General features: G+C 72.0%; 18 protein-coding genes. 11 read left to right on the top strand and 7 right to left on the bottom strand.

Annotated features, from left to right (window positions below):
- Nucleotides 1-108: 108 nt before the first annotated feature.
- Nucleotides 109-963 (bottom strand): alkaline phosphatase family protein, encoded by an 855-nt coding sequence (locus ACIBG6_RS08360; RefSeq protein WP_399221785.1) that lies wholly within the window; start codon nucleotides 961-963, stop codon nucleotides 109-111.
- A gap of 62 nt (nucleotides 964-1025) precedes the next feature.
- Nucleotides 1026-3152 carry an alpha-galactosidase gene (locus ACIBG6_RS08355; protein ID WP_399221783.1) on the bottom strand — a complete coding sequence of 709 codons (2127 nt, stop codon included), beginning with the start codon at nucleotides 3150-3152 and terminating at the stop codon, nucleotides 1026-1028.
- Between the two features lie 199 nt (nucleotides 3153-3351).
- Here ACIBG6_RS08355 and ACIBG6_RS08350 point away from each other — a divergent pair, with 199 nt between their 5' ends.
- The 7 genes from ACIBG6_RS08350 (at nucleotide 3352) to ACIBG6_RS08320 (ending at nucleotide 12349) form a co-directional block, all read left to right on the top strand.
- Nucleotides 3352-4524, top strand: a complete 1173-nt coding sequence (locus ACIBG6_RS08350; RefSeq protein ID WP_399221782.1) for an ROK family protein — start codon at nucleotides 3352-3354, stop codon at nucleotides 4522-4524.
- Nucleotides 4525-4646: 122 nt separating this feature from the next.
- The gene (locus tag ACIBG6_RS08345; protein WP_399221781.1) at nucleotides 4647-5927 is read left to right on the top strand and encodes an ABC transporter substrate-binding protein; all 1281 of its coding nucleotides are present in this window, start codon (nucleotides 4647-4649) and stop codon (nucleotides 5925-5927) included.
- Nucleotides 5924-6958 carry a carbohydrate ABC transporter permease gene (locus ACIBG6_RS08340; protein WP_399221780.1) on the top strand — a complete coding sequence of 345 codons (1035 nt, stop codon included), beginning with the start codon at nucleotides 5924-5926 and terminating at the stop codon, nucleotides 6956-6958. Before ACIBG6_RS08345 ends, ACIBG6_RS08340 begins: the two co-directional genes overlap by 4 nt.
- A 7-nt stretch (nucleotides 6959-6965) precedes the next feature.
- Nucleotides 6966-7823, top strand: a complete 858-nt coding sequence (locus tag ACIBG6_RS08335; protein ID WP_399221779.1) for a carbohydrate ABC transporter permease — start codon at nucleotides 6966-6968, stop codon at nucleotides 7821-7823.
- Between the two features lie 77 nt (nucleotides 7824-7900).
- Nucleotides 7901-9844: a glycoside hydrolase family 5 protein gene (locus ACIBG6_RS08330; RefSeq protein ID WP_399221778.1), complete on the top strand. Its 1944-nt coding sequence runs from the start codon at nucleotides 7901-7903 to the stop codon at nucleotides 9842-9844.
- 45 nt (nucleotides 9845-9889) lie between these two features.
- Entirely contained in the window at nucleotides 9890-11644 is a 1755-nt protein-coding gene (locus tag ACIBG6_RS08325; protein WP_399221777.1) for a beta-galactosidase family protein, read from the top strand.
- Between the two features lie 36 nt (nucleotides 11645-11680).
- Nucleotides 11681-12349, top strand: coding sequence for an HAD family hydrolase (locus tag ACIBG6_RS08320; RefSeq protein ID WP_399221776.1), 669 nt, complete (start codon nucleotides 11681-11683; stop codon nucleotides 12347-12349).
- Here ACIBG6_RS08320 and ACIBG6_RS08315 read toward each other — a convergent pair.
- Nucleotides 12339-13277 carry a LysR family transcriptional regulator gene (locus tag ACIBG6_RS08315; protein WP_399221775.1) on the bottom strand — a complete coding sequence of 313 codons (939 nt, stop codon included), beginning with the start codon at nucleotides 13275-13277 and terminating at the stop codon, nucleotides 12339-12341. The two genes, ACIBG6_RS08320 and ACIBG6_RS08315, sit on opposite strands and share 11 nt — an antisense overlap.
- 89 nt (nucleotides 13278-13366) lie before the next feature.
- Between ACIBG6_RS08315 and ACIBG6_RS08310 the strand changes: the two genes are divergently transcribed.
- The 4 genes from ACIBG6_RS08310 to ACIBG6_RS08295 are packed head-to-tail and all read left to right on the top strand — an operon-like array spanning nucleotide 13367 to nucleotide 15789.
- Complete coding sequence (locus ACIBG6_RS08310; protein ID WP_399221774.1) at nucleotides 13367-14287, top strand: zinc-binding dehydrogenase; 921 nt, start codon at nucleotides 13367-13369, stop codon at nucleotides 14285-14287.
- Nucleotides 14284-15288, top strand: a complete 1005-nt coding sequence (locus ACIBG6_RS08305; RefSeq protein WP_399221773.1) for an alpha/beta hydrolase family protein — start codon at nucleotides 14284-14286, stop codon at nucleotides 15286-15288. The genes ACIBG6_RS08310 and ACIBG6_RS08305 overlap by 4 nt, the downstream gene beginning before the upstream one ends.
- Nucleotides 15285-15518, top strand: coding sequence for a hypothetical protein (locus tag ACIBG6_RS08300; RefSeq protein ID WP_399221772.1), 234 nt, complete (start codon nucleotides 15285-15287; stop codon nucleotides 15516-15518). Before ACIBG6_RS08305 ends, ACIBG6_RS08300 begins: the two co-directional genes overlap by 4 nt.
- A 46-nt stretch (nucleotides 15519-15564) precedes the next feature.
- Nucleotides 15565-15789: a hypothetical protein gene (locus ACIBG6_RS08295; RefSeq protein WP_399221771.1), complete on the top strand. Its 225-nt coding sequence runs from the start codon at nucleotides 15565-15567 to the stop codon at nucleotides 15787-15789.
- Here ACIBG6_RS08295 and ACIBG6_RS08290 read toward each other — a convergent pair.
- The 4 genes from ACIBG6_RS08290 to ACIBG6_RS08275 form a co-directional block, all read right to left on the bottom strand.
- Nucleotides 15716-16648, bottom strand: coding sequence for a sulfite exporter TauE/SafE family protein (locus ACIBG6_RS08290; RefSeq protein WP_399221770.1), 933 nt, complete (start codon nucleotides 16646-16648; stop codon nucleotides 15716-15718). The genes ACIBG6_RS08295 and ACIBG6_RS08290 overlap by 74 nt on opposite strands.
- On the bottom strand, nucleotides 16645-17229 hold the full coding sequence (locus ACIBG6_RS08285; protein ID WP_399221768.1) for a rhodanese-like domain-containing protein: 585 nt from the start codon (nucleotides 17227-17229) through the stop codon (nucleotides 16645-16647). Before ACIBG6_RS08285 ends, ACIBG6_RS08290 begins: the two co-directional genes overlap by 4 nt.
- A gap of 132 nt (nucleotides 17230-17361) precedes the next feature.
- Entirely contained in the window at nucleotides 17362-18771 is a 1410-nt protein-coding gene (locus ACIBG6_RS08280; RefSeq protein ID WP_399221767.1) for a rhodanese-like domain-containing protein, read from the bottom strand.
- Between the two features lie 516 nt (nucleotides 18772-19287).
- A complete protein-coding gene (locus tag ACIBG6_RS08275) occupies nucleotides 19288-20790 on the bottom strand; it encodes an APC family permease (protein ID WP_399221766.1) in 1503 nt (500 codons plus the stop codon).
- Nucleotides 20791-20844 lie beyond the last annotated feature (54 nt).

The raw sequence follows: 20844 nt of genomic DNA, 5'->3' as shown, positions 1-20844 counted from the left end.
GCGATCGGATTGGCCGTCACGTTTCCCCCGAGTCGGAGCACTTCGGTCACCGCCGCGATACCGAGCTCGCCGTGGCGCCCCTCCGTCAGACGCGGCAGGGTCATCGGGTCACGTGGTGAAGGCGGTACCGTCCAACGTCCAGTGGAGGTCGGGCGTGATGCCCAGGGCCGTGTAGACGTGGGCGGCGACATCGGCGTGGTGGAGGCCGGACGGCACCGCGCCGGCGGTCAGTCCGGGACCGCACGCGGCGATCCAGGCCGTGCGCTCCAGGCGGCTGCGCCCGCCGTGGCCGCCTTCGTCGCGGTGGCCGTGGTCCGTCACCACGATGATCGTCCACTGCTCCGTCGCATGGCCGGGACGATCGCGTACGGCGGAGAGGATCCGACCGAGGCGGCGGTCCGCGGCCTCGATCGCCCGGCGGTACTCCTTGTCGCAGCCGAGGAAGTGGGCGGTCTCGTCGACGGCGCCGAGATAGACGAAACCCGCGTGGAGCTCCTCGTCCAGGCCCAGGAGGTGCTCCGCCTCGACGGTCACCCGCTCGTCCACCTCCTCCCACGCCTCGGGGGTGTCCTCGCGGGGGGCCACGTAGCCGAGCCGGGTGGGCGCGACGAACAGCGGGCCGCCCTGCTGGGCGAGGAAGAGCGGTGCCCAGCCTCCGACGGCGAAGGTCCGCCGCCCGCACTCGGCGGCGAGACGGGTCGTGAAGTCGGGGAAGACGTCGAGCCGGTTGCCGTCGAAGCGGTTGGCCCACACGCCGTGCTTGGCGACGCCGACGCCGGTGACGATGGTGGTCCAGCACGGGCCGGACATCGTGGGTGTCGCGGCGTCCACCTCGACGGGCGCCAGGAAGCCGGCACGGGCGATGCCGTCGAGGTGCGGGGTGTCGAGTTCGGGAAGCAGGTCGAGGCGTACGCCGTCGATGCCGATCACCAGGACGCGGGCGGTGTCCGTGGCAGCGTTCATGAGGGGTCCTGAGAGTCGTGGGTGGGAGGTGAGGGAGCGGCGGCCTCGGAGAAGCGTGACGCTCAGGGGCCGACGCGGCGGAGCCGGATCAGGCTGCTCGCGTAGTCGCCGTCCGGAAGGCGCGGGTCGATGCCCTGGCGCACCAGAACGGCCCCGCTGTGCACGCGGTTCAGGTCCGGGTCGAGGTAGCGCGCCCCGGGATCGAGGGCCGGCAGCCGCACCGGGGCGGGGCGGTGACCGAAGCGGGTCGTGGGGCGCCAGACGAGGAGCGCGTGCTCGCTGTCGTCCGGAGCCGCGTAGTGGACGGCGGTCACCGGTCCGCCCGCGGCCACCCGGTGCTGATGGCCCCGCTGGACGAGCGGGCGGATGTCCTTGTACCGGGCGACGAGCTCGGCCGTCTCCGCGAGCTCCTCCTCGGACCAGGACGTCAGGTCCCCGCCGAGCCCCAGCGCCCCGGCCATGGAGACATGGAAGCGGAAACGCAGCGGAGTGCGCCGGCCGGTGGCCGGGTTGGGGCTGTCGGTGACCCACGCGGCCATGGCAGCCGCGGGGAACAGCTGACCGAAACCGTGCTGGATGCCGATCCGGTCGACCGGGTCGGTGTTGTCCGACGTCCAGGCCTGGTCGGTGCGGGCGAGCATGCCGAGGTCGACGCGCCCGCCGCCGCCCGCGCACGCCTCGATCCGCAGACCGGGGTGGCCGGCACGCAGCCGGTCCATGATCCGGTGGACGGCCCGCGTGTGGTCGATCCACAGACGGTCGGGGTCGGGGTGGCCGCCCCAGCCGGCCTCGGTGAAGGCCCGGTTGGCGTCCCACTTGAGCCAGTCGACGTCGTAGGCGCGCACGAGATGGTCCAAGGTCCGCTGCGCCCACTCCTCGACCTCGGGCCGCGCGAAGTTCAGGACCAGTTGGTTGCGCAGTTCCGTCGCGTCGAGCCGGGGCGAGTGGAGGACCCAGTCCGGATGGGCCCGGTACAACTCGCTGTCGCGATTGACCATTTCCGGCTCCACCCACAGCCCGAAGTCCATGCCCAGCCGGTGCACCTCGTCGGCGAGCGGGCGCAGCCCGCCCGGGAAGGCCTCCCGGCGGGGCGTCCAGTCGCCGAGCCCGGAACGATCGTCACGGCGTGTGCCGAACCAGCCGTCGTCCAGGACGAAGAGTTCGGCGCCGGCACGGGCCGCCAGGTGCGCGAGCCGGATCTGCCCGGCCTCGTCGACGTCGAATCCGGTGGCCTCCCAGGAGTTGTAGAGCACCGGCCGGTCCCGCTCGGGCGCCGGCAGCACGTGCCCGCGTACGTACGCGTGCCAGGCGCGACTGGCCGCGCCGAAGCCGCGCGACGAGTAGAGGCCCGCGTACGTCGGTGTATGAAGGCTCTGCCCCGCCCGCAGGGTCCAGCTGATCCCCTCGTGACCGAATCCGCCGGTCCAGGTGGTGCGGCCGACCGGGTCGCGGTGGACCGTGACGCGCCAACTCCCGCTCCAGGCCAGTGCGGTGCTCCACACCTCGCCCAGCTCCTCGGTCGTGGTGCCGTCGTCGACGGCCAGCCACGGGCTCGCGTGGTGACCCGTGAGCCCTCGACGGCTCGTCAACACGGTCTCGGCCACGGCCAGTCGGTCGCGCTGGAGCTGGAACTCGCTGTTCCAGCCGCCGACCAGATGGCTCAGCCGGTAGTCGGCCAGCGGGGGAGCGGTCCAGGAGGCCGAGTCCAGCCGGTCGACGGCGACCGGATCCGGCGGACCGTCCGGCGCCCCGGTGTGGGTCAACTCCGTCCAGCGTTCCACGACATCGGTGTCCGGTCGGACGCGGTAGCAGAGTTCGGCCCGCAGGGGGCGGTGCCGGTCGTCGAGCCGCAGCCGGAGCTCGCCGCCGTCGACGGAGTGACCGGCGAAGCGCCACTGGGTGCCCCGGGTCCCGTCGGCGAAGCGGACTTGAAGGCCCGCGGGTCCGAAGCGCGCCCCGGTCTGCGGAGCGAGCTCGTCGGGCGCCGCGTCCGCCTCGAAGCTGCTGGCGGCGGGAGAGACCGAGTCGGGGAGTTCGACGAGGGCGACGGAGTCGAGTGGTGCGCCCCAGTACAGGTGCCGGGGGCTGCCGTCGGCACCGACGCGCAGCGCGTACAGGCTGTTCGGCGTGCGCAGGAGCGCGACGCCGCGATCGGCATCGAAGGTGATGGGCGGGAGCGTGGCGAGCACGAATGGTCCCCTGACGTGCGGAGGAGTAACAGGCAGGAATCCAGGGCGAGATGGCGGGACAGCGACACCGACGTCGAGCGTCCTGGGCAGAGTGAGGAGGCGGGCTGAGCGTAGGGCGGGCCCGACTTCCAAATCAATACTGGAAGAAGTTATTTATTTGCTCTACGTTGCTCCCGTGTTTCGACATCACTCACAGCCCTTGGTCACCGCACCCGCCGAGACGGCGGTGCTCGCCCTGCTGCTCGCCGAGGGTCCACTCAGCAGAGTGGAGCTGGCCCGGCGGACGGGGCTCTCCTCGACCGCCGTCACCAAGGCGGCCAGGCCCCTCATCGACGACGGCTACCTGTACGAACTGCCGCCGGAGCGCACCGCACCCGGTGCGGGGAGGCCGGTCAACCCGCTGGCGGTCGCTCCTGACCGGGAGTACTTCATCGGTGTGAAGATCACCCTCGGCACGCTCTTCGGCGCCGTGTGCGATCTGCGGGCCGGCATCCGGGCCACGGCCGTCCGGCCCCTCGGGGAGTGCACCCCCGAGGTCGTCGCCCGTCTCGTCGCCGAGCTCGTCGACGAACTGCTTGACACCGAACCGGCGTTCCGGGACCGTACGCGTCACCTCGGCGTCGCGGTCAACGGCGACGTGGACCGCGACAGCGGTCTGCTCCGCCACTCCGGACTCCTCGGCTGGCGGGACGTACCGCTCGCGGACCTGCTCGCCGCTTCCACCGGTCTGTCGGTCACCGTCGAGAACGACGTCAGGGCGCTGACCGTCGCGGAACACTGGTTCGGCGAAGGCATCGGCACCGGATATTTCGCGCTGGTCACCATCGGCGCGGGCATCGGTTCCGCCCTCGTCGTCAACGGGCGCCTGCTCAGGGGCGCCCACGGCGTCGCGGGAGAGGTCGGACACGTCTGCGTGGACCCGACCGGTCCGCGCTGCTGGTGCGGGGCGAACGGCTGCGTCGAGGCGGTCGCCTCGACCGACGCGATCCTCGCAGCGGTCCGCCGCGACACCGGAATCGAAAACCTCACGTTCGGCGAGGTCGTCGACATGGCCCGTGAAGGACACCCCGCCGCCCGCGGGGCCTTCGCCCGGGCCGGACACGCGATCGGCGTCGGCATCGCCGCACTCGTCAACCTCGTCGGCCCGGAGCGGGTCGTCGTCAGCGGCGAAGGTGTCGACGCCTACGACCTGCTCGGCCGTCACATCCAGGACGCGTACGCGGCACAGGCCTTCGGGGCGGCCTCCCGGTGCCCGCTGTCGCTGCGCCCGCTCCCCTGGGAGGAGTGGGCCCGCGGTGGCGCCGCCGTGGCCATTCAGGCGCTCTTCCCGCAGTACATGGCCATGGCCACACCCACGGCCGGCGCCGGCTGATCGCTCCCGCAGCCGTCACGTACGACTCCCTGGCCGTCGCCCTCCTCTGCCGGCAAGCACTGACGAAGGCGTCGACCAGGTAGCACATCCGCCCTGCACACACCCTCACAGAAGGACGGGACATGAGCGCACGCAGAACCGAGCTTAGCCGACGCGGATTCCTCACGGGATCGCTGCTCGTCGCCGCCGGAAGCGTCCTGACGACCGCCTGCAGCACCGACCCCACCGGCGGCTCCTCCGGAGCGAAGACCACCCTCAACGTCTGGTACCACGCCTACGGCGAGGCCGGCGCCCAACAGGCGGTCCTCCGCTACGCCACCGCCTTCACCAAGGCCCATCCGGACATCGCCGTCAAGGTGACGTGGGTGCCCGGCGACTACGCGGGCAAGCTCAACGCGACCCTGCTGACCGAAGCCGCCCCCGACGTGTTCGAGATCGGCGACTTCAGCGAGAGCCTCGCCCGCCGGGGCCAGATCGCCGCCCTCGACGACGTGTACGGCAGCGCCAGAGGCGACTTCAACAAGAACGCCGTCGACGCGGTCGGCGTCGACGGCAAGCTCTACGGCGTCAAGATGATCGACGACGTCATGATGCTCTACTACCGCAAGAGCGTCCTCTCGAAGGCCGGGATCACCCCGCCCGCCACCTTCGACGGCCTCGTCGCCGCGGCGAAGGCCCTCACCACCAAGAAGAACAAGGGCCTGTTCGTCGGCAACGACGGCCTCGGCGACTCCGCCACCCTCGCCGTCTTCTCCAACGGCGGCGACCTCGTGGCCCCCGACGGCAAGGTGACGTTCGGGTCGCCGCAGGCCCTCGAAGCGCTGACCGGGCTGAAGCGCCTGCACGACGACAAGTCGCTGCTGCTCGGCTTCACCACCGACTGGTGGGACCCCGCCGCCCTCATCCAGGGCGTCGTGCCCATGCAGTGGGGCGGACTGTGGTCGATGCCGGCCGTCACGGCAGCGCTCGGCGACGACTTCGGCGTGGTGCCCTGGCCCGCCTTCAAGGCCGGCGGCGCTCCTGTCGTGCGGGTCGGCGGATGGACCAGCTGCGTCAACGCGAAGGGGAAGAACGTGGCCGCGGCCAAGAAGTTCGTCCAGTGGCTGTGGATCGAACAGGCCGATCTGCAGAAGGACTTCGCCGAGAGCTACGGATTCCACGTCCCGCCGCGCACGTCCGTGGCGGCCACCGCGAAGAAGCTCGCAGCCGGCCCCGCCAAGGAGACCGTGGCGCTCTCCCAGAAGTACGGGAAGCACTACCCGGGCACCTGGGACACCGCCGTGAGCAGCGCCTTCAACGGAGCCGCGGCGAAGATCGTCGGCGGGAAGGGCGACCCGGCCGCCCTCCTGGCCGACGCGGTGAAGAAGGCCCAGAGCGAGATAGACAAGCAGCGCGGCCGATGAACCCGGCGACCGACCTCACGCTGAAGCCCGAACGTGCCGGGCGCCGCGCGGACTCCCCGCGCGGTGCCGGCCGGGCCGGCCGTCCCCGTACGGGCCGCTCCCGTACCGGCCGTCCCGGCAGCGGCCGTCCCCGCGTCGGCCGGTCCGCCTGGATCGCGTTCGTGGTGCTGACCGCGCCGACGCTGATCGGGCTCGGCGTCTTCAAGTACGTCGCGATCGGCTGGAGCTTCCTGCTCAGCCTCAGCGACGCGCGCGGCACCATCGCCCTCGGCCAGTGGGTCGGACTCGAGAACTACCAAAGGCTCCTGTCCGACCAGGCGTTCCGCGACTCCCTGCTCCAGATCCTCGTCTTCACCGCGTTCATCGTGCCGGTCACCTTCGCCGCCTCCCTCGGTCTCGCCCTGCTCGTGCACCGGGTCCGCCGGGGCCGGGCGCTGCTGCGGACCACCTTCCTCATCCCGGCGGCCGTCTCGTACGTCGCCGCGTCACTGCTGTGGAAGATGTCCCTGTTCAACGGCCTGCCGGCGGGCATCGCCAACACGATCGGCGGCTGGTTCGGAGCGGAACCCGTGGCCTGGCTGCAGTCCTCCTCGCCGCCGCTCTACTGGGTCGTGCTCGTCACCCTGCGCCTCTGGCTCCAGGTCGGCTTCTACATGGTGCTCTTCCTCGCCGGGCTCCAGGCCATCCCCCAGGAGGTCAACGAGGCCGCCGCACTCGACGGCGCCACCGGCCGGCGGCTCCTGACCAGGATCACCCTGCCGATGCTACGGAACACCTCCGTCGCCGTCCTGATGCTCCTCTTCATCGCCGCCTTCCAGGCCTTCGACGAGTTCTACAACCTCTTCAACAGCGGGCTCTCCGGAACCGGCACCGCCCCCGTACAGACCCCGCTGGTCCACCTCTACAACACCGCCATGGGCAGCCAGAACTACGGCCTCGGCTCCGCCGGCGCCTTCGTGCTCACCGCCGTCATCGTCGGAGTGACCCTGATCCAGGGTCGGTTCACCGGCTTCGGCAGGAGCGGAGAGTGAGTCACCCGTGACGACACCCGTGATCACCCTGCCCGGAGTGTCCCGAGGCGCGCGCCTGCTCGTCCGCGGTCTGCTCATCGGCCTGCTGACCGCGGCCTTCCTCGCGCCCTTCTACCTGATGCTCCGCAACTCGCTGATGGACTCGCGGAGTTTGACCGCTCCGGAGTGGACGTGGTGGCCCTCGTCCCTGCACTTCGAGAACTTCACCGCCCTGTTCGCCGACCCCACCGTCAACATGGGCCGGGCCCTCGGCAACTCGCTGCTGATCGCCGGCATCACCGCGCCCGTCTCCACCCTCCTCGCGTCCGCCGCCGGCTACGCCCTGGCCCGGATCCCCGTCCCGGGACGCGGTGTGCTGCTCGCCCTGGTGGTGGCGACGCTGATGATCCCCGGCTCGGTCACCTTCGTCCCGACGTTCGTCGTCGTCGGCTCGATGGGCGGCGTCAACACGCTCTGGGGCCTCATCGTGCCCGGTCTCTTCAACCCGTTCGCGGTGCTGCTGTTCCGCAACTTCTACCTCCAGTGCCCGACCGAGATCGAGGAGGCCGGCCGGCTCGACGGCCTCGGCTGGCTCGGTCTGTACCGCCGGATCGCGCTGCCGAGCTCCGGAGCCATGCTGGCCTCGCTCGGGGCGCTGTCCTTCATCGACAGCTGGAACTCCTTCCTGTGGCCCCTGGTCATCGGCCAGGACCCGTCCGCCTGGACCGCGCAGATCGCGCTGTCCACCTTCCTCACCTCGCAGACGATCAACCTGCCGGGGCTCTTCGCCGGCGCCGTCGTCACCATCACGCCCCTGGTCGTCATGTTCCTCGTCGCCCAGCGCTACATCGTCGAAGGCATCGCCACCAGCGGCCTCAAGGGCTGACCCGCGGCTCCACGGCTCCGCCCCTCATGAACCGCACCACGAGAACAGGCTCACGACCCCTTCCGTAAGGAGATCCCGTGCCATCTCGCCCACTGCTCCGACGCGCGACAGCGGCCCTCGCCGTGCTGTCGGCGCTGCTCCTCGGCACACCCGCCTCCGCCACCTCGCTCCAGCCCGCCGCGGCGGAGGCGGTGGCACCGCCCGTGCCCCTGACCGGCCCGCAGCTCGCCGCGTCCTGGACCGCACCGCTCAGCACCCGGGGCCGTTGGATCGTCGACGCCGACGGCAACCGCTTCAAGCTGAAGTCGGGCAACTGGGAGGGCGCCCAGGGCACCTGGACCGGCAGCGGGGACATCGACGACCCCGCCAACCACATGCACGGCATCAAGGCCGACGACATGCCCCTGGGCCTCGACCGGGTCCCCATGTCCACGATCCTGGCCGACTTCCACCGCCTCGGCCTCAACAGCATCCGGCTGCCGTTCTCCAACGCCCTCGTCCACAACACCACCCCCGTCCCGGACGCGGCCGTCGCCGCCAACCCGCAGCTGAAGGGCAAGACCCCCCTCCAGGTGCTCGACGCGGCCATCGCCGCGCTCACCGCCGACGGCTTCGCGGTGATCCTCAACAACCACACCACCACGTCCCGCTTCTGCTGCGGCCTCGACGGCAACGAGCGCTGGAACAGCGGTCAGACCACCCAGCAGTGGGTGAACGACTGGGTGTTCCTGACGAACCGCTACAAGACCAACAAGCGCGTGGTCGGCGCCGACCTGCGCAACGAGGTCCGCCGCGACACCTGGGACAACCCCAACTGGGGCTGGTACGACGACCACGACCTGTACGCCGCGTACGAAGAGGCCGGGAACAAGATCCTCCAGGCCAACCCCGACATGCTCATCGTCATGGAGGGCATCAACTGGTACGGCATCCCGCTCGACGGTCTTGAGCACGGCCGCCCGCAGCTGAAGCCGGTCGCCACCCTCTCCCACACCCTGATCCAGTCGGACAAGCTCGTGTACGCCGCCCACTTCTACGGCTACACCGGCCCCGCCAACACCGGAGCCGGCAGCGGCCCCGGCTCCACCAGCGACCCCCGCTACCAGGACTTCACCGCCGAGCAGCTCGCCCAGGTCGTCGACGACGAGGCCCTCTTCGTCACCCGGTCGGGACAGCACTTCACCGCACCGGTCTGGATCAGCGAGTTCGGCGCGGGCGGCCGCGGTTCGACCAACACCAAGGAACAGGCCTGGTTCCACCGCTTCACCGACATCCTCGTCAAGAACGACACCGACTTCGCGATCTGGCCCCTCGTCGGCTGGACCGACGCCTCCGGCGCCCAGATGGACAACTGGGCCCTCCTCGGATACGGAGCGAACGGCAGCCGCCAGGGCATCCAGGACGGCGGCGACTGGCGCGCCGACGACTGGAACAAGCTCGTCGCCGGCGGCAGGACCGGACCCATCGCACCGGCCACCCGCTGGAACATGCTCGACCTCGACCACACCGACTACAACGTCTCCGCCACCATGCTGGCGAAGCCGGACTGGTCCCCGGGCAACCGCAAGGGCAACTGCCCCGACAGCCAGCGACTCGTCGGACTCGGCCGCAGCGACAACCGCGGCCTGTGCACCGACGCCGGGCAGCCGGCCAAGGCGAGCGGCCCCTGGACCGTCGTCACCGACGAGCGGTACGTCACCGGGGGCGACTGGGCGAGCGGCTACGACAAGCGCCAGTGCCCCGACCGCACCTTCGCGGTCGGCTACAGCGTGAAGGGCAACGCCATGTCGGCCCTGCTGTGCGCGCCCGCGACCGCCTCCCTGCCCACCACCGACCGCGTGCTCTGGTTCGACAAGGGCGACAACCGGCCCGCCACCGGCGGCTCGAACGCCAGCGACTGGGCGCCGGGCTACTACAAGGGCCAGTGCGACGACGACGAGTACGTCGCCGGCGTCGCCTTCACATGGAAGTGGAACCACGGCGGCGTCCCCGACGCGCTGCTGTGCCGCCCGCTCGCCTAGAACCGACCTTCGCACCCGGTCACCCCCTCTGAGGAGCAGCACCGCATGTCCCGACTGGAGATCGCCGACGACGGCTTCCGTCTCGACGCCCACCCGTTCCGGATCGTCTCCGGAGCCCTGCACTACTTCCGCGTCCACCCGGAGCAGTGGGCCGACCGACTCCACAAGGCACGGCTGCTGGGCCTCAACACGGTCGAGACCTACGTCCCGTGGAACGCGCACGCCCCCCGCCGCGGGGAGTTCCGCCTCGACGGAGGTCTCGACCTGCCCCGCTTCCTCGACACCGCGGCCGCCGAAGGACTCCACGTCCTCCTCCGGCCGGGCCCGTACATCTGCGCGGAGTGGGAGGGTGGCGGCCTTCCCTCCTGGCTGCTCGCCGAGGACGACCTCGTACCGCGCAGCCGAGACCCCCGCTACCTGAGCGCCGTCGACGACTACCTCGGCGCCCTCCTCACACCGCTCCGCCCCCACCTCGGCAGCAACGGCGGACCGATCATCGCCGTCCAGGTCGAGAACGAGTACGGCGCGCACGGCGACGACACCGCCTACCTGGCCGAGCTCACCGCCATGCTGCGCCGCCACGGCGTCGACGTGCCCCTCTTCACCTGCGACCAGCCCTCCGACCTCGCCCGCGGAAGCCTCGACGGCGTCCTGGCCACCGCCAACTTCGGCGGCCGCGCCGCCGAAGGCCTGGCCGCGCTGCGCGAGCTCCGGCCGCGGGGTCCGCTGATGTGCTCGGAGTTCTGGATCGGCTGGTTCGACCGCTGGGGCGGCATCCACGCCCGCCGCGACCCGGCCGACGCCGCCGCGGAGCTCGACACCCTGCTCGCCGCCGGCGCCTCCGTCAACATCTACATGTTCCACGGCGGCACCAACTTCGGCTTCACCAACGGAGCCAACGACAAGGGGACCTACCGTCCCACCGTCACCTCCTACGACTACGACGCCCTCCTCGACGAGGCCGGGGACCCCACCCCCAAGTACGCCGCCTTCCGCGAGGTCATCGCCCGTCACGCGCCCGTCCCCGAGGACCCTCTGCCGCCCGTCGCCCCCAAGGCGGCGTACGGGCCGGTGGAGCTCACCCACACGGCCGGCCTCCTGGCACACGCCGACGCCCTCGGCGTCCCGGCGACCGCCGATCGGCCGCTGACCATGGAAGAACTCGGCCACCCCTTCGGATTCGTCCTCTACGAGACCGGCCTGCCCACCCCGGGACCGGCGGTCCTGCACGCCGAGCAGGTCCACGACCGTGCCCAGGTCTTCGTCGACGGACAGCCGGTCGGCGTCCTGGAACGCGAGAACCACGAACACGCCCTCGCCTTCACCGCCCCCCGCCCGGGCGCCCGGCTCGCCGTCCTCGTCGAGAACCAGGGGCGCGTCAACTACGGGCCGCGGATCCGCGACCACAAGGGCCTGCTCGGCCGCACTACGATCAACGGCACCCCGCCCGCCGTCTGGCACAGCCGCGCCCTGCCCCTGGACCGGCCGGACACCCTCGCGTACGAGCCCTTCGACCCCGCACGGCCGCCGGTCGGGCCCGCCTTCCACCGGGGAACCCTCACCGCGGACGAGCCCGCCGACACCTTCCTCCACCTCGACGGCTGGACGAAGGGCCTGGCCTGGATCAACGGTTTCCCGCTGGGCCGCTACTGGTCCCGAGGCCCGCAGACCAGCCTGTACGTCCCGGCGCCCGTCCTCAGGGCCGGCGCCAACGACGTCACCGTCCTCGAACTCCACGCCACCGCCACGCGCCACGTCCACCTGCGTGACACCCCCGCCCTCGGAGCCACCGAGGAGTGACCCGCCCCGATCAGCTCACCCCCAGGGAGCATCCCCGTGCCCGTGCCCACCGAACTCCAAGCGGTCCTCTTCGACATGGACGGCACACTCGTCGACACCGAGCGCCTCTGGCGGCGGACGGTCGAGGAGGAGGCCCGCGGCCTGGGCATCGCCCTCACGGACGCGGACCTCGCCTTCGTCCTCGGCCGCTCCGTCGAGGACTGCGCCGAGCACCTCGCCTCCCGCGCGGCGGCAGGCCGCGCGCACCCGGCCCGGCTCGGCGACTCCCTCGAACAGCGCTTCACGGAACTCGTACGCGGCCAGGTGGCCCCCCTCCCGGGGGCCGTGGAACTCCTCGCGGCGCTCCACGCCGCGGGCATCCCCACGGCGCTGGTCTCGGCCTCACCGCGGCCGGTCGTGGACACCGTCCTCGACGCCCTCGGCCGGCACTGGTTCACACTCTCCGTGGCGGCGGGCGAGACCCCGCGCACCAAGCCGTACCCCGACCCCTACCGGGCGGCCCTGACCGCCCTCGACGCCGCTCCGGCCGCCTGCGTCGCCGTCGAGGACACCCCGACCGGCGTCGCCTCGGCCGAGGCGGCCCACTGCGCGGTCGTGGCCGTGCCCTCGCTCGGCACCATCCCCCCGGCGCCGCGCCGCACCGTCGTGCGAAGTCTGCTGGACGTGGACCTTCCGCTGCTCCGACGACTGGCCGTCACGCCGTGAGGGAGGCCGGTCCGGGCGGCTCGGGCAGCCAGTCGCGTGCGGGGTCGTACTCGAGCCATCGGCTGCGCCGTGCCTCCGCGGCGCAGGCGGCAGTGAGCCCCTGCAGCCCGGGGTGCCCGCTGCCGGTGCGCCACAGCAGCGACCAGGCGTACAGCGGTGTGGGATCGACCAGCGGGACCGAGCGCAGCCCGGGGACCTCCGGCAGGGGAACGTCGGCGGGCAGCAGCGAGAAGCGCCGCGGGTCCGCCGCCACCTCACCGAGGAAGTGGGCGAGGCCCAGATTGACGCTCGCGGCCCTGTCGTGGATGCCGAACCGGTCGGCGAACCGGTGGAGGAAGTCGAGCCGGTCCAGCGGACCGGGTGCCCACAGCACGCTGTCGCGCAGCCGGTCCGGGCGCAGTGACGGTTCGGCGGCGAGCGGATGGTCCGTACTGAGGACGGCGTCGACCGGTTCGAGGCGGACGAGCCGGTGCGTCAGCCCGGCGCGCAGCGGGGGGTGGACCCGGCCGATCGCCGCGTCGATGTCACCCCGCAGCAGTCCCTCCGTCACCGACGGCAGGTCGCGTCCGTGCCCCGACACCAACTCCCCGGCCTCTCCGGCGACCTGGGCCAGGGTCCGCATCGGCGCGTAGAGGTGCCCCCAGACGTCCACGCGCAGCGGACGGTCGTTCCCCACGGCCGCCGCGACCGCGGTGTCGGCGGCGGCCAGCGCCTGCCGGGCGGGCGCGAGGAAACGCCGTCCGGCCGCGGTGAGGCGGACGCCGTTGCCGCCGCGCTCGAACAGCCGGGTGCCGAGCAGGGATTCCAGCCGCGCGATCCGCTTGGACAAGGCCTGCTGGGAGACGTCGAGCGTCCCGGCGGCCCTCCCGAAATGCAGTTCCTCGGCGGTGCGCACGAAGGCGCGTACCTGTGCCATGTCGAGATCCACGGCTCTCACCATAGGTGACAACCATGTGTTGTCGGCGTCGTCCGTCTGTTGTTGGATCGCGGGGCGGTCGCGGAGGTTGCATCGTGGTCATGCGAAGACTGATTCCCACGGGGGAGGCGGCGCGTCCGGTCGCCTTCGCCGAAGCACCCCAGCCCGTCCCGGAGCCCGGCGAGGCACTGATCAAGGTCGAGGCGTTCTCACCGAACCGCGGCGAGACGTTCCTCCTCGAACGCCCCCGGCCGGGGCTGCTGCCGGGCAAGGACGTCGCCGGGCTCGTCGTGCAGGAGGCCGCGGACGGCTCGGGCCCCGGCATCGGCACCCGCGTGGTCGGGCATCCGGCGCAGGGCGGCTGGGCCGAGTACGCCGCGGTGCCCACGCACTCCCTCGCGGTCCTCCCGGACGGCCTCGACAGCGTACGGGCGGCGGCCCTGCCCCTGGCCGGGATCACCGCCCTGCGCCTGCTGCGCACGGCCGGTTCGGCGGCCGGGCGGCGCGTCCTGCTGACGGGTGCCTCCGGCGGCGTCGGCCACTACCTCACCGAACTGGCCGTGGGAGCGGGAGCCGAGGTCACCGCCGTCACGGCCACGCCGGAGCGCGGCGCGCGGCTCGCGGAGCTGGGCGCGCGGGTCGTCCACGACGTCGCGGCGGCCCAAGGGCCGTTCGACGTCGTGCTGGAGTCCACGGGAGGGCCGGACCTGCCGGTCGCGCTCGCGAAGGTACGCCCCGGCGGCACGCTCGTCTGGTTCGGCCAGGCCAGCCGCACCCCCGTGACGCTCGACTTCTTCGACCTCCTCGGCGGGCCCGAAGGTGTCACGATCCGTCACTTCCACTACGCCGGCGCCCCGTACGCCTCCGATCTCGCGACCCTGGTCCGCCTCGTGGAGGAAGGCCGGCTGCACCCGGAGATCGGCCGGACCGCCGACTGGTCCCACACCGCCGACACCCTGGTCGACCTGCGGGAACGCCGGATCCGGGGCAAGGCCGTCCTGACGACGGGAGCAACACGATGAACGCCGCCGACTTCGCAGCCGACTTCGCCGCCGCCCAGTGGACCCGGGCCACCGGCACGGGTGTCGACCCGCACGAGTACCACCGTGTCACCGACGCCCTCACCTCCGTCGCCGACTGGGGACCCTCCTTCGTACGCACCGGAGAGGCGTACCTGGAGCGCGCGGAAGGCGCGGGATCGTCCGTCACGGCGGGGGAGTACCTGCTGACGGCGGCCAGGTGGTTCCACCTCGCCACGCTCGCGCCGTACGCGGACGCCGCCCGCGCCGCGGCGGCGGCGGACCGGGCCGTGAGCCAGGCGCTCACGGTGCTGGAGCCCGGCGCGCGGCGGGTGACCGGTGAGGGCTTCACCGGCCGACTGCGCGGCCCCTCCGACGCCCCCGGCACCGTGGTCGTCGTCCCCGGCCTCGACTCGGCCAAGGAGGAGTTCCTCGATCTGGTGGACGCGCTGCTGGCCAGGGGGCTCGCGGTGTTCGCCATGGACGGCCCCGGGCAGGGCGTCCTCGCGGCCACGTCGACCCTGACGCCCGACTACGAGCAGGTCGTGGGCCGGGTCGTCGACGCGCTCGGCGTGCCGCGCATCGGGCTCGTCGGCCTCAGCCTGGGCGGCTACTTCGCGGCCCGTACCGCGGCACTGGAGCCGCGCGTCGCGGCGGTCGCCACCGTCAGCGGGCCCTTCCGCCTCGACTGGGCGGAACTGCCCGAGCCCGTACGGGACATCATGGCGCGACGTACCGGAGGGGCCGACGCGGCCCGGGAGTTCGTCCGCGGCGTGGACCTCACGGACCTGGCACCCCGCATCGCCGCCCCGCTGCTTGTCGTGGACGGAGGCCAGGACGTCATCCCCGGCGTGACGAACGGCGAGCCCCTGGCCCGTCTCGCACCGCACGGCACCTACCTGTCCGTCCCGCACGGCGACCACCTCCTCGGCAACGCGCGCCCCGACTGGCTGCCCCGCCTCGCCGACCACCTCACGAACACCCTGATCGGAGCACGGGCATGAACCGCAGCACCGGGAAGACCGTCCTCGTCACCGGCGGAACCAGCGGCATGGGCCTGGCCACCGCACACCGCCTCGTCGCCGACGCCGCCGACCTCGGCGCGGTGGACGCGCTGATGGAGACGGTCCGTGAGCGTCGAGCGGCGCACGCGCCTGCGCGTACGGAACCGACCGAGGGCCGAGGACTGCCGCATACCGGCAATGACCTGGTGATCGGTGGGGTGCGATCATGACGGTGCGTTCGATTCCGGATGCCGGAAGCCACCAGGGGGAGACAGCATGGCGAAGATCGTGCACGGGGAGATCGGCGACAAGAAGATCCACTGCCTCATGTGTGGCGGCGACGTCTTCCGCGAGCGGGAGGTGAAGCTGAACAGCTCGGGGATGGAGTTCTTCAACCTGGCGTGGGCGAACGAGTCGGCGAACGGCCTCATCTGCTGCTCGTGCGGCTACGTCCACCTGTTCGTCCCTGGCCGGCTGAAGATCTACCGGGCGCAGGGATAGCACCCGCGGTCGGGGCCCGCCTCGCCCTTCGCCGGAGCAGGGCCGCGGCCGTGCCGGTCAGGGCGATCCCGATCGCCGCCCACGTGACCGGGAGAGTCCAGACGGCGGTGTCGAGCTGCCGCGCGAGGACGAACGCGCCCATGACGACCACGAACCAGCCGAACGCCGTGCGCAGCGCGTCCTGCGGGACGCGGCCCGCGAGCCGGCCGCCCACGAGGCTGCCGGCCACCGCGGCGGCGGTCACGGTCAGGGCGAGCCGCCAGTCGACCGTCACGCCCGACAGGTGCCCGGCGAGGCCGGCGAACGAGTTCATCGCGATGACGAGGAGCGAGGTGCCGACCGCGATCCCCATCGGCAGCCCGGCGATGACGGCGAGGGCGGGGACGACGAGGAACCCGCCGCCGGAGCCCACCAGGCCCGTCACCGCGCCGACGGCGAGGCCCTGTGCCGCGACGTGCCGGAGCGGCAGGTCGCCCCGCGCGGGCCGTCTCCTCTCCGGGCCGCGCCGGGACGTGCGGAGCATCGCGACCGCCGTGGCCAGCATCATCAGGGCGAAGCCGACGAGCAGGACCGTGCCCGGGACGTACGCGGCGAGCCGGCCGCCGCTGTAGGCGCCGGCCATGCTGAACGCGCCGAAGAGCAGTCCGGTCCGCCAGCGCACCCGGTGGGCGCGTGCGTGCGGAACCAGCGCGGCGAGGCTGGTGACGCCGACCACGAACAGCGAGGTGGCGATCGCCTCCTTGGCGTCCTGCCCGGCGAGGTGGACCAGGAGCGGCACGGTCAGGATCGAGCCGCCGCCGCCGAGCGTGCCGAGGCTGACGCCGACGAGCAGGGACGCGCCGACGACCAGGGCGGTCACGGCGTGCCCCGGAGCTCCGTGATCACCGTGCGGACGTCGGGGCGCGGACCGCGGTTGTACGGCAGCTTGGACAGCAGCACGCCCATGGCGCAGGAGTTGCTGAGGGCCGCGTACGTCAGGCCGGCGCCGATCGCGGTGCCGATCAGGTGCGCGCCGGGCACGAACACGCCGACGAGGCCGGTGGTCAGGACGAGGGAGCCGGCCACGAGGCGCACCTGGCGCTCCATGTCCCATCGTTCGGGGCCCCGGTCGACGGGTGCGCCGGTCGTCTCCCAGGCGACGATGCCGCCCTCCAGGACGCGGAGGTTCGGCAGACCGGCGTCGGCGAGTGCCTTCTCGGCCTGGGTGGCGCGTGCCCCGGACCGGCAGACGAGTACGACGTCGTCGTCGAGATGGGCCAGGAGCTCGGTCCGGTGTTCGCGCAGGGTGTCCAGGGGCACGTTGTACGAGCCGGGGATGTGCGCCGTACGGAACTCGCCGGGTGTGCGTACGTCGAGCAGGCGCGGCGCCCGCCCCTCCTGGACGAGCCGGTGCAGCACGGCGGGGGTGAGGGAAGGGGCGGGCGCGGGGGTGGCGCTCATGGGGTCCTTACGGATCGAGGTTGTATACCCAGGGGGGTATTGAGGGAGGTGTGAGGTACCCCCGGCGGGCGACGGCCGATCGGGGTGAGGGCGTGGGGGATTGAGCGGCTCGCGGGAGCGCGCGGGGGGCAGTCAGGTGCTCTCGGAGAGCCCGGTGGCTGCGGCCGGTTCCGCCGAAAGGGCCCAGGCGGCGTATCCGCCGAGGATGTCGGAGACGTCCTCGAAGCCGCGCCGGCGCAGCACGCTCGCCGCGACGGACGACCGGTGGCCGCCCGCGCAGTGCACGACCAGGGGCCGGTCCGCGGGGAGTTCGTCCGTACGCCCCGGGAGCTCGCCGAGAGGGATGTGCAGGGCGGACTCGATGAAGCCGTTCGCCTCGCGCTCGCCGTGGGTCCGCACGTCGACGACGACGGGCGGATGGTCGTCGGAGGTCAGGGCGGAGCGCAGCCACGTGGCGGCGACCCGCCTCGCCGGGGCGACCTCGCCGAGCTCCCCCAGGGCCTGCTCGGGGGCGCGCAGGTAGCCCGCGGAGCGGTCGAGACCGATCCGGGCGAGCCGCGTGACGACCTCCTGCTCCCGGCCCTGCGGCGCGATGACGAGGAGGTCGTCCGCGGGGTCGAGCACGGTGCCCGCCTGCTCGGCGAAGCGCCCGTCGGCGGGCACGTTCACCGCGCCGCGCAGGTGCCCGGTCGCGAACTCCTGCGGGTCGCGCGCGTCCACCACGACCGCGCCGGTGGCCCGCAGTGCGGTGAACTCGGCGAGAGACAGCGGCCGAGGGGCCGCCGAGGCGTCGTACCGGGCGCGGTCCTTGCGGTTGAGCTCGGCGTCGTAGGCGAAGTAGCCGGGCGCGGCCGGCTGCCCGGCGGTGACGAGCGCGACGAACTCCGCGCGGCCCATCGGCGCGCACGCGTAGTTGGTCGCCCGCTGCTCGCCGATGGTCGACTGCTTCTCGGCCGAGAGGTTCTTGCCGCAGGCGGAACCGGCGCCGTGGGCGGGGAAGACCCGTACGTCGTCGGGCAACCCCATCAGCTTGTTCTGGACGCTGTCGTGGAGCATCGCGCCCAGCTCCTCGGCCGTCACGCCGGCGGAGGCCAGGAGGTCCGGACGGCCGACGTCGCCGATGAACAGCGCGTCGCCGGTCAGCACGCCGTACGGCACGGTGTCGTCGGCGTGCTCGTACACGAGGACGCTGATCGACTCCGGGGTGTGCCCGGGTGTCCCCAGGATCTCCAGGGTGACGTCGCCGAGGGAGATCCGCTCGCCCTCGGCGAGCTCGCGGATCGGGTACTCGGTCTCGGCGCCCCGGCCGTAGCCGATCCAGGCGCCGGTCTCGTCCGCCATCTCCAGGTGGCCGGCCACGAAGTCGGCGTGGAAGTGGGTGTTGACGACGCCGACCACGGTGAGACCGTGCGCGGCGGCGTCGGCGACGTACTCGGAGACGTCCCGGCGCGGGTCGACGACCACCGCCCTGCCGGTCTTCTCGTCGCCGACCATGTACGACGCCTGGGAGAGGCAGTCGAGGTAGTACTGGGTGAAGAACACGGCAATCCCTTCGATAGATACCCCCGGGGGTATTCACGGGCTCGACCGTAAGGGGGCTCCACGGGGGAAGTCAAATACCCCCCTGGGTATTGTGTGATCATGGCGCCGGCGTCGGCGCGGACCACGGCCGACATGGGCCTCGAATCGGTGATCCTGCGGGTCACCGTCGACGGCCGTGAGATCGTCACCACCGCTCTCGGCGAGTCGATGACGGGCGTCCCGGCCGACCCCGCCATGCCGTCCGCTACGGCGACGTGGCCATCAGCTACATGGGAACCGCACTCCTGCGTCTCGTCGACGAAGGCGCTCACGCCAACTTCGGCCTGCTCGGCGCCGCCCTGGAGAAGATTGGGACGTACGAGGAGTCCACCTTCTGGAACCCCTCGTGGACCACGGCCCCCGGCGCAGTCCAGACCACCGACATCTGCGACCTGGCTCGCTCGGCGTCCGGCCTCGGCTCGGGCGAACTGCTGTCACCGTCCTCGTACCGGCAGCTCCGGGAGACCGGGAGGCGCCTCAGGGCTCTTTGTGACGGTGGACCGGAGCCGGGTCGGCCACGCCGGGGCGTTCCTGCCAGAACGCCGGTGCCCACAGGCGCCGTACGAACATGATGACCACGCCGACGACGGCGATGCCGATGCCGATGACGAGCGGGGGACCGAGGCCGAACCACGAGGTGCCGCTGTACGAGTTCTCCGGATCGGACATGTCGGAGACCGACCTCACCAGGAGCCACGCCAGCAGCCCGGCACCGACCAGGGGTCCGACGCCGATGAACAGGAGGTTGTGGACGCTCTTGAAGAGCTGGCGGCGGTAGTAGATCACGCAGGCGAGGCCCGTGAGCGCGTAGTAGAAGGCGATCAGCAGCGAGAGCGCGGTGAGCGAGTCGAAGAGGGCGTTGGTGCTGATCTGGTTCACCACGAGATACCAGGCGCTGGCGATGCCGGCGACCCACCACGTACTCACGTCAGGGGTACGGAAGCGCGGGCTGATGTGGCCGTAGTGCGCGGGCAGCGCTCGGCGGCGTGCCATGGAGAGCGCGGTACGCGACGCCGGGATGATGGTGGTCTGGGTGGAGGCGATCGCGGAGGTGCAGACGGCCAGCAGCAGGACCCAGTCCCAGCCGCCCAACACGTCCCCGGCGAGCTGCGCGAAGATGAACTCCTCTTCCCCGGCGTTCTCGGCCAGGAACGTCGGACCGGCGTAGGCCACGACCGCGAACCCCACGGACACGTACGTCACGAGCAGGATGACGGTCGACCAGAGTCCCGCCTTGCCGGGGGCGATCGCGGAATCCTTGACCTCCTCGGTGAGGTTGACCGCCGACTCCCAGCCCCAGTAGATGAAGACGCCCAGGAGCAGCCCGCCGGTCAGCGCGGCGCCACCGGCGCCGAACGGGTTGAGCCAGCTGAGGGCGGGGTCGACCGAGTCGTACTTGCTCGTGCCGGCGTAGACGGCGTAGAAGGCCACCGCCACGAAGATCAGCAGGCAGACGACCTGCGCCAGGATGAGCACGTTCTGCAGCTTCGCCGACAGCTCGGTGCCGATGACGCACACGGCCGTCATCACGAGGATGAGCAGCACCGTGAGCAGTTGGCGTACGAAGGTGTTGTCCACCCAGCTGTCGAGGCCGACGGCGAGCAGGCCGAAGGTCACGGCGACGTCGGCGAGCGAGCCGACGACCAGGACGCCGGTCATGGCGATGGCCCACCCACCGAGCCAGCCCGCCCAGGGGCCCATGGCGCGGGTGACCCAGGAGAAGGTGGTGCCGCAGTCCTGGTCGACCTTGTTCAGGTAGTAGAACGCCGACGCGATCAACAGCATCGGCACGAAGGCCGCGAACATCACTCCGGGGGCGTAGATCCCGACCAGGGCGACGATCGGGCCGATGACGGCCGCGAGGGAGTACGCGGGAGAGGTGGAGTTGAGCCCGATGACGAGGGCGTCCACGAAGCCGATCGCGTTGTGCTTGAGTTCCGCCGGCTGTCCGGCGGGCTCGGCATGCTCGGCTGCTGCCATGTTCCCTCGCTCCGGTCGAACCCCGAAAGAACCGCGAGACCTGTTCCTTCATCG

Origin of the sequence: Streptomyces sp. NPDC050842 (assembly GCF_044456565.1) — a bacterium.
Taxonomy (GTDB): Bacteria; Actinomycetota; Actinomycetes; order Streptomycetales; family Streptomycetaceae; genus Streptomyces.
This window is presented reverse-complemented; position numbering and strand designations above follow the sequence as displayed.

Excerpts from the sequence above, each read along its gene's own strand:
- ACIBG6_RS08360 (WP_399221785.1), bottom strand. The coding sequence starts at position 963 with ATGAACGCTGCCACGGACACCGCCCGCGTCCTGGTGATCGGCATCGAC.
- ACIBG6_RS08345 (WP_399221781.1), top strand. The coding sequence starts at position 4,647 with ATGAGCGCACGCAGAACCGAGCTTAGCCGACGCGGATTCCTCACGGGA.
- ACIBG6_RS08340 (WP_399221780.1), top strand. The coding sequence starts at position 5,924 with ATGAACCCGGCGACCGACCTCACGCTGAAGCCCGAACGTGCCGGGCGC.
- ACIBG6_RS08325 (WP_399221777.1), top strand. The coding sequence starts at position 9,890 with ATGTCCCGACTGGAGATCGCCGACGACGGCTTCCGTCTCGACGCCCAC.
- ACIBG6_RS08310 (WP_399221774.1), top strand. The coding sequence starts at position 13,367 with ATGCGAAGACTGATTCCCACGGGGGAGGCGGCGCGTCCGGTCGCCTTC.
- ACIBG6_RS08305 (WP_399221773.1), top strand. The coding sequence starts at position 14,284 with ATGAACGCCGCCGACTTCGCAGCCGACTTCGCCGCCGCCCAGTGGACC.
- ACIBG6_RS08300 (WP_399221772.1), top strand. The coding sequence starts at position 15,285 with ATGAACCGCAGCACCGGGAAGACCGTCCTCGTCACCGGCGGAACCAGC.
- ACIBG6_RS08295 (WP_399221771.1), top strand. The coding sequence starts at position 15,565 with ATGGCGAAGATCGTGCACGGGGAGATCGGCGACAAGAAGATCCACTGC.
- ACIBG6_RS08285 (WP_399221768.1), bottom strand. The coding sequence starts at position 17,229 with ATGAGCGCCACCCCCGCGCCCGCCCCTTCCCTCACCCCCGCCGTGCTG.
- ACIBG6_RS08275 (WP_399221766.1), bottom strand. The coding sequence starts at position 20,790 with ATGGCAGCAGCCGAGCATGCCGAGCCCGCCGGACAGCCGGCGGAACTC.